General features: G+C 60.0%; 6 protein-coding genes and 2 pseudogenes. 6 read left to right on the top strand and 2 right to left on the bottom strand.

Annotated elements, in window-relative coordinates; genetic code table 11:
- Positions 1 to 79: 79 nt before the first annotated feature.
- The 6 genes from RFM41_RS32775 to tdh all read left to right on the top strand — a co-directional run bounded on the left by RFM41_RS32775 (position 80) and on the right by tdh (position 6801).
- Positions 80 to 931, top strand: coding sequence for an electron transfer flavoprotein subunit beta/FixA family protein (locus RFM41_RS32775; RefSeq protein ID WP_320253343.1), 852 nt, complete (start codon positions 80 to 82; stop codon positions 929 to 931).
- A gap of 15 nt (positions 932 to 946) precedes the next feature.
- A complete protein-coding gene (locus RFM41_RS32780; RefSeq protein ID WP_320253344.1) occupies positions 947 to 2056 on the top strand; it encodes an electron transfer flavoprotein subunit alpha/FixB family protein in 1110 nt (369 codons plus the stop codon).
- Positions 2057 to 2066: 10 nt separating this feature from the next.
- A complete protein-coding gene (locus RFM41_RS32785; protein WP_320253345.1) occupies positions 2067 to 3374 on the top strand; it encodes an FAD-dependent oxidoreductase in 1308 nt (435 codons plus the stop codon).
- Between the two features lie 9 nt (positions 3375 to 3383).
- A complete protein-coding gene (locus RFM41_RS32790; RefSeq protein WP_320215390.1) occupies positions 3384 to 3677 on the top strand; it encodes a ferredoxin family protein in 294 nt (97 codons plus the stop codon).
- 153 nt (positions 3678 to 3830) lie between these two features.
- Entirely contained in the window at positions 3831 to 5591 is a 1761-nt protein-coding gene (gene nifA, locus RFM41_RS32795; RefSeq protein ID WP_430691593.1) for a nif-specific transcriptional activator NifA, read from the top strand.
- 175 nt (positions 5592 to 5766) lie between these two features.
- Complete coding sequence (gene tdh, locus RFM41_RS32800; RefSeq protein WP_320253346.1) at positions 5767 to 6801, top strand: L-threonine 3-dehydrogenase; 1035 nt, start codon at positions 5767 to 5769, stop codon at positions 6799 to 6801.
- 507 nt (positions 6802 to 7308) lie between these two features.
- Here tdh and RFM41_RS32805 read toward each other — a convergent pair.
- Both RFM41_RS32805 and RFM41_RS32810 read right to left on the bottom strand, forming a co-directional pair.
- Positions 7309 to 7506, bottom strand: a pseudogene (locus RFM41_RS32805) (transposase domain-containing protein); the annotation flags it as partial.
- Positions 7507 to 7609: 103 nt separating this feature from the next.
- A pseudogene (locus tag RFM41_RS32810) lies at positions 7610 to 7756 on the bottom strand (MarR family transcriptional regulator); the annotation flags it as partial.
- Positions 7757 to 7988 lie beyond the last annotated feature (232 nt).

A 7988-nucleotide genomic window follows, 5' to 3' on the forward strand; every position in this document is an offset into this window, starting at 1 on the left:
CAAAACAGTTGGCACGAATGATGCTGCCAAAAATCTACTGCCAAGCCCGCATCCGTATAGAAGCCCAAAGAGACCGCCAATGCACATCGTAGTCTGCATCAAGCAGGTGCCGGACTCGGCACAGATACGGGTCCATCCCGTTACGAACACGATCATGCGTCAGGGTGTGCCTACCATCATCAATCCTTACGACCTATTCGCCCTCGAAGAGGCTCTTAGACTGCGCGACACTTACGGCGGCGAGGTCACCGTGCTCACTATGGGTCCGCCCATGGCGGAGGACGCGTTGCGCAAGACGCTCGGTTACGGCGCCGACCGCGCGGTGCTGTTGACCGATCGCTATTTTGCGGGCTCTGACACGCTGGCGACCTCCTTCGCTCTTTCCCAGGCAATCGCGAAGGTTGGCGAGACGTTCGGCACGCCAGACATCGTCTTCACCGGCAAGCAGACGATCGATGGCGACACCGCCCAGGTCGGGCCCGGCATTGCCAAGCGCCTCGATCTCATGCAACTCACCTATGTCGCGAAGATCCCCTCCGTTGACCTCGATGCCCGCGAGATCAAGGTCGAGCGCCGCTGTGAAGGCGGCACGCAGATGCTGAAGAGCAGGTTCCCTTGTCTCATCACCATGCTGGAAGGCACAAATGAGATCCGTCGGGGCTCGCTCGAGGACGCCCTGTACGCCGCGCGTAGCCAGGTCCTGAAGTGGAGTGCGGCCGACGCCGGCATTGATGACCTCACCAGATGCGGCCTGCGCGGCTCGCCGACGGTCGTCAAGCGCGTTTTCGCCCCTACAGCGCGGGCGGAAAAGGCGGCACTTATCGACACCCCCGAGAGGAATTTGCGTGATCTCGCTGACGAACTTATCGCCGCAATCTTAACCCGCGGGCCAGCGCTGGAACAGGAACTCGCCTTCAACGGCGGCGAATGACGGCAAGGAGAGACGATGTCGAGCGCGAATCGAGAAGCCCCTCGCCCTGCCTCCGGCCGTGCCGGCACAAAGAAGGAGCTGCCCGACCATTTCAAGGACTATCGCCACGTCTGGGTGTTTATCGAGCTCGAGCGCGGCCAGGTCCACCCGGTATCGTTCGAACTGCTCGGTGAAGGCCGCAAGCTCGCTGACAAGCTTGGCGTCGCGCTCGCGGGAATCGTGCTCGGACCGCCAGGAGAGACCACCCAGTCTGCGGTAGCCGAGGCCTTCGCTTATGGCGCCGATCTTGTCTACAACGTCGAGGCGCCGCTGCTTGCCGACTATCGCAACGAGCCTTTCACCAAGGCGATGACGGATCTGGTCGATGCCCATAAACCCGAGATCCTGCTTCTCGGGGCGACCACCCTCGGCAGGGATCTTGCTGGTTCGGTCGCAACAACCTTGAAGACAGGGCTCACGGCCGACTGCACCGAACTCGACGTCGATATGGACGGTTCGCTCGCTGCGACCCGTCCAACTTTCGGCGGTTCCTTACTATGCACGATCTATACGCTCAATTACCGGCCGCAAATGGCGACGGTGCGACCAAGGGTCATGCCCATGCCGCGGCGGATGGACAGGCCGGTCGGCCGTGTCATCCGGCACCAGCTATCGGTAGCCGAGGATGACATCGTCACCAAAGTCCTCGGCTTCCTGCCGGATAGCCAGTCTGGAAAGGCCAATCTTGCCTATGCCGACGTTGTGGTTGCGGGAGGCCTCGGTCTAGGCGCGGCGGAGAACCTGCAGCTTGTGAAGGATCTCGCACGAGCAATCGGCGCCGAGCATGGCTGTTCGCGCCCGTTGGTCCAAAAGGGCTGGCTGTCGGCTGATCGGCAGATCGGCCAAACAGGCAAGACCATCCGGCCGAAGCTTTACATAGCGGCAGGAATTTCCGGCGCCATCCAGCACCGGGTTGGCGTCGAAGGAGCGGATCTCATCGTGGCTATCAACACCGACCCGAAGGCGCCGATTTTCGATTTCGCCCACCTCGGGATCATCACCGACGCGATCCGCTTTCTTCCCGCACTGACGGAGGCCTTCACGCGGCGGCTGTCGCCCCACAGTCGCGATAAGCTTGCGAGCTAGTGAGTTGGACATGATCAAGGAAAAATTCGACGCCATTGTTGTTGGGGCCGGCATGTCCGGAAACGCTGCTGCTTACACCATGGCAAGCCATGGCCTGAACGTGCTGCAGTTGGAGCGAGGTGAATATCCGGGCTCCAAGAATGTTCAAGGTGCAATCATGTACGCGAACATGCTGGAGAAGATCATCCCGGATTTCCGGGATGATGCGCCTCTCGAGCGGCATTTGGTCGAACAGCGGCTTTGGGTGATGGACGACACATCCCACACCGGGATTCACTATCGGTCGGACGACTTCAATGAGGCCAAGCCCAACCGCTATACGATCATCCGCGCCCAATTCGACAAATGGTTTTCGCGTAAGGTGCGCGAGGCCGGCGCGACGGTTCTGTGCGAGACGACCGTGACGGAACTCGTCCGCGATGCCAAGGACAAGGTGGTCGGCGTCCGCACCGACCGGGTCGGCGGAGAGATTTTCGCGGACGTTGTCGTTCTCGCAGAAGGTGTCTCCGGACTACTTGGCACGCGCGCCGGGCTTCGCGAGATGCCGAGGCCAAAATCCGTGGCGCTCGCCGTCAAGGAAATGCATTTCCTGCCTGAAGAGGTGATAGAGCAGCGGTTCGGCCTCAAGGCCGGTGAAGGCTGCGTGATCGAGGCAGTGGGTACAATCTCCCGCAGCATGGCCGGGCTCGGCTTCCTTTACACCAACAAGGAATCGATCTCACTGGGCATCGGCTGCCTCGTTTCGGATTTCGCTTCGATGATGGAGAGCCCATACGTCATACTCGATGCGTTAAAAAACCATCCTTCGATCCGGCCGCTGATCGCCGGCTCGGAGGTGAAAGAATATGCCGCGCATCTCATTCCCGAGGGTGGCTACAATGCGATTCCGCAGCTGTTTGGCGACGGCTGGGTGGTGGTCGGCGATGCTGCGCAGTTGAATAACGCCGTTCACCGGGAGGGTTCGAACCTCGCCATGACCTCCGGTCGCATCGCGGCTGAGGCAATCGTGCAGGTCAAGAGCCGCAAGCGGCCGATGACCAAACAGAACCTTGCGCTCTACAAGACCATGCTAAACAAGTCTTTCGTAATCAAAGACCTGAAGAAATACAAGGACATGCCGGCCCTGCTCCACACCAATTCCCAAAACTTCTTCACGACCTACCCGCAGTTGATGTCTCAGGCGGCTCAGAACTTTATGCGGGTCGACGGCACCCCGAAAATCGACAAGGAAAAGGCGACCACAGCTGCCTTCATCAAGGCGCGTTCGCGCTGGGGGCTGGTGAGCGACGTGGTCCGCCTGGCATTCGCCTGGCGCTAGGAGGACGAGATGACAATCGCAGTGCCACGCATTGAAGAGAAGCTTTACCAGAACCGCTATCTGGTCGATTCGGGGCGCCCACATATAAGAGTGCGACCGCACCAAAAGCCAAGCGCCAACCTGCTCGCGTTGACCCGCGTCTGCCCGGCCCAATGTTATGAATTGAACGACAAGGGCCAAGTGGAGATCACCGCCGACGGCTGCATGGAGTGCGGCACCTGTCGGGTACTGTGCGAGGCCAGTGGTGAGATCGAGTGGAATTATCCGCGCGGCGGCTTCGGTGTCCTCTTCAAGTTCGGATGACCCGCGCGCGCCGTTGCCAGAGCCGATACCTGGAATTGCCGCGATTGCGACATGACAATTTGCAATTGAACAGGGGCTCGTGAATACTAGGATGTAGCGAGTCGAAGGAAAGGCGCTTTGGGAGGGGCACCTTACAACCCCTGAGGTGTTTCCATGGGTCAAGTAATGCGGGATCGGGTGCACGAGGTAGGGCTTGGCGACGCACGGCCACCTATCAAAGCGATGCCCGGGGCAAACATCCCGCTCAGGGGCCTCTACGAGATATCCGAGATCCTGACTGCCCCCACGCGGCTGCAGATCACGCTTGGCAATGTCGTGAACATTCTCTCCTCGTTTGTGCAAATGCGTCATGGAGAAATGGTCATCAAGGAGGCGGCCGGGGAGCTGGAGATTGCCGCAACTGCCGGCAACAAACACGCTCCTCAATCAGATTGGCGCCGCTTCACACCGCAGGCCGTGGTAGACCGTATCTGCGCTACGGGGAGGCCACTCGTCATACACGATGTCAGCAAGTCCGAACTATTTCAGGCTGATCTCCAAACGGCATCGGGCGGCGCAACCATGCCAGTTACCTTTATCGGAGTGCCAATAGAGGCTGAGGATGAAATCCTCGGTACACTGTCGATCGACCGTATCCGGGACGGCGCCGCCAGCGTGCATTGCGACGAAGACGTGAGCTTGCTGACAATGGTCGCCAATCTTGTCGGCCGGACTATCCGCCTCCATCGCATCCTGAGCACAGATCGTCAGCGGCTCTTTGAGGAGGAAGGGAGAGCGGAGAAATCGCGCGACGAGAAGGAGGCCCGCCCTGCGCGCCATTCGCCTGTCAAAATCGACGGGATCATCGGGGAAAGTCCAGCACTCAAGCAGGTGCTTGAAACCGCCGCAATCGTGGCAAGGACCAACTCCACCGTGCTTTTGCGGGGTGAAAGCGGCACCGGCAAGGAATTTTTTGCGCAGGCCATCCATAAGCTTTCGCCTCGCAGCAAGAAGGCTTTCGTCAAACTGAACTGCGCCGCACTGCCTGAAAGCGTTCTGGAATCGGAGTTGTTCGGGCATGAAAAGGGCGCCTTCACCGGGGCTGTCGCGCAGCGTGCCGGCCGTTTCGAATTAGCCAATGGCGGAACCCTGTTGCTTGACGAAATCGGCGAGATTTCGCCTGCCTTCCAGGCAAAGCTCTTGCGCGTCTTGCAGGAAGGCGAGTTGGAGCGCGTCGGCGGCACCAGGACGCTAACGGTCGACGTCCGGCTCATATGCGCCACCAACAAGGATCTCGAGACGGCTGTCGTGAATGGAGAGTTCAGGGCCGATCTTTACTACCGTATCAATGTGGTGCCAATCATGCTGCCACCGCTCAGAGAGCGACCCGGCGATATTCCACGCCTTGCGAAGGCCTTCCTCGATCGATTCAATAGCGAGAACCATCGCGAGCTCGCCTTCGCGCCGTCGGCGCTTGACCTGATCTCGCAATGCTACTTCCCTGGCAACGTCCGTGAGCTGGAAAACTGCGTGCGAAGGACGGCCACTCTTGCGCATTCAAGCACTATCGCCACTTCAGATTTTGCCTGCCAGAATAGCCAGTGCCTGTCTTCCCTCCTCTGGAAAGGAGCCGACCGTGCAAATGACGGCAATGCCAGCGATGAGTTCGGCCGCAACAGGATGCCGGTTGAATCGCCGCTGGGAGCCAGGCGCACCGGCGCCTCCGAGGGCGCGGCGGTGCCCGTCAACGCCCGCGGTCCGAGCCATCCTGCCTCGGGTGCAACAGGCATGCGTGTGACCGATGGCGACCGGCTGATCGACGCGATGCAGAAGGCCGGCTGGGTTCAGGCCAAGGCTGGTCGTATCCTCGGCCTCACGCCGCGGCAAGTCGGCTATGCCCTGCGTCGGCATGGTATCGAGGTAAAGAAGTTCTAAACGCCCTGCGAGGTCAAACGTCATCGCGCCATGTGCGAGTGGTGCCTTTGAGACGCCACTCGACGCAGCGCATGTAGAATCGAGGCACTACGTCATCGGCTTCTCCTTCCCGGTGGTGCCGAAGGGCCAGGCGCGCATCCACACACAGATGTCGGCGGATCCAAGGAACAAAAGAATGTCCAACATGATGAAGGCGCTGGTGAAGGCCAAGGCCGAGCCGGGCATCTGGATGGAAGAGGTGCCGGTGCCGGAGATCGGCCCCAATGACGTGCTGATCAAGGTCAGGAAGACCGCGATCTGCGGCACCGACGTCCATATCTACAACTGGGACCAGTGGGCGCAGAAGACCGTGCCGGTGCCGATGGTGACGGGCCACGAATTCGTCGGCACGGTCGCCGATTACGGCGCGGCGGTCACCGAATACAAGGTCGGCCAGCGCGTCTCCGGGGAGGGCCACATCGTCTGCGGCCACTGCCGCAACTGCCGGGCGGGGCGAGGGCATCTCTGCCGCAACACGCTTGGCGTCGGCATCAACCGCCCCGGCGCCTTCGGCGAGTACATGGCGATCCCGCAGCACAATGTCGTGCCGATCCCCGACGACGTGCCGGACGAGATTGCCGCCATCTTCGATCCATTAGGCAATGCGGTCCACACCGCACTGTCTTTCGATCTGGTCGGCGAGGACGTGCTGGTCACCGGCGCCGGCCCGATCGGCATCATGGGCGCGTTGGTGGCGCAATGCGTCGGCGCGCGAAAGGTCGTCATCACCGACATCAATCCGGTAAGGCTGGCACTGGCGCGCAAGCTCGGCGTGCAGCATGTGGTCGACGCCTCGAAGGTGAAGCTGCGCGACGTGATGCCCTCGATCGGCATGAGCGAAGGGTTTGACGTCGGCCTGGAGATGTCGGGCGCCGCACCCGCTTTCCGCGACATGATCGACACCATGAACAATGGCGGCAAGATCGCCATCCTCGGCATCGCGCCCACCGGCTTCGAGATCGACTGGAACAAGGTCATTTTCAAGATGCTGCATCTGAAGGGCATCTACGGCCGCGAGATGTTCGAGACCTGGTACAAGATGATCGCGCTGGTGCAGGGGCCGCTGGATGTATCGGGGTTGATCACGCACCGCATTGGGATCGATGATTATCAGGTCGGGTTCGATGCGATGCGGAGTGGGAGTTCGGGTAAGGTAGTGATGGATTGGTAGAGGTTATGCCTTCGTCAAGCCTTGGCCCTGCCAGCGCCACACACGTAAGACGTTCGTTTGGGATTGAATACTGGCGGATAGTGACGCTCGTGGAGCATTCGAGGAAGGGTCCAACCCCGCCGTTCTGATGAACTCGTACTCCGCACAGGAGATCAAATGGACGCAGAGGATCCCAACGTCATCATTGTCAATGGTCAGTGCCTCGGCAATACGGTTGTCCGGCGCTATGATAGGGGTAAGAAACGGGAAAACTCGGAAATCCGATCCTGAGACCGGCGAACCAAAGCATTTCAATGCGGTAACCAAAACCCAACCATTTGAGATTGTTGATGATGTTCTGGTCACGAACTTACCAGATTAGTTCCGCTCGCCGCTCGACGTTCTCTCCTGCTGTTGACGGAGTGGCCATGCGCCGATCGCAAAGCACGAAGCACTGGCCGGCGGGATCGATGGTAAGCGCGAATTTCCCCGCGCGTTGCCGCCGCCCTTTCAACGACGGTCGCTTTTTCAAACGGACGCGTCCGGGCGGATCGGGCTGCAGCGGCTTTGGCGAAGTTGAAGGGCATCGTCGATGTCGGTATCGACAGCGCGTTGAGGCAGTTCGGTGAGAACGTGGCGCAACCATGCGAGCGGCTCGACGAGTGAGGCGCGGCAGGTCAGCACCAAGCTGTAGACGATGGCGCTGGCCTTGGCTCCGTCGACGGTAGACCGATTTTCGATAGAAGTTGCTGGAGCTGCCGGATGACGGGTGGCCCTCCGGCGCGAAATCCCTTTGGAAGCCAAGCCATCCGTATGTCCAGTCCTGACTTCAACCCTTTAGCCCAAAATGATTAGCACCAACTGTGTCTTGTCCCAAACAGGCTTCGAGCGCCGCTACGCCCTTTACAATCGCCGCTCGCTCTTCCGCACTCAGCCTCTCCAGCAATTCCCTTTCAAACGTCTTCGCCAGCGGCACAGCGGGCCCCTAAATCAAATCTGGAACTGAAACTCTTTATAATTGGAAGCTTGACCTCTTCGTGGGAAGTTTAGCGATGGCGCACAGCGGCTCCGGGATCAGGCTGGGATTCCACAACACCTCGGTCGGTATATCGCTTTTTGACCAGCAGAGGCCGACATCAGCCCCGCAGTCGGTTTTGCAGTGCCTGCCGATCAACGGCAAGATAGTCGAGGTGCAGCCTGGCTGGCTG

Origin of the sequence: Mesorhizobium vachelliae (genome assembly GCF_033977325.1) — a bacterium.
Taxonomy (GTDB): domain Bacteria; phylum Pseudomonadota; class Alphaproteobacteria; order Rhizobiales; family Rhizobiaceae; genus Mesorhizobium; species Mesorhizobium vachelliae.

Coding starts and splice junctions, on each gene's coding strand:
- tdh (WP_320253346.1), top strand. CDS start 5,767: ATGTCCAACATGATGAAGGCGCTGGTGAAGGCCAAGGCCGAGCCGGGC.
- RFM41_RS32785 (WP_320253345.1), top strand. CDS start 2,067: ATGATCAAGGAAAAATTCGACGCCATTGTTGTTGGGGCCGGCATGTCC.
- RFM41_RS32790 (WP_320215390.1), top strand. CDS start 3,384: ATGACAATCGCAGTGCCACGCATTGAAGAGAAGCTTTACCAGAACCGC.
- RFM41_RS32775 (WP_320253343.1), top strand. CDS start 80: ATGCACATCGTAGTCTGCATCAAGCAGGTGCCGGACTCGGCACAGATA.
- RFM41_RS32780 (WP_320253344.1), top strand. CDS start 947: ATGTCGAGCGCGAATCGAGAAGCCCCTCGCCCTGCCTCCGGCCGTGCC.
- nifA (WP_430691593.1), top strand. CDS start 3,831: ATGGGTCAAGTAATGCGGGATCGGGTGCACGAGGTAGGGCTTGGCGAC.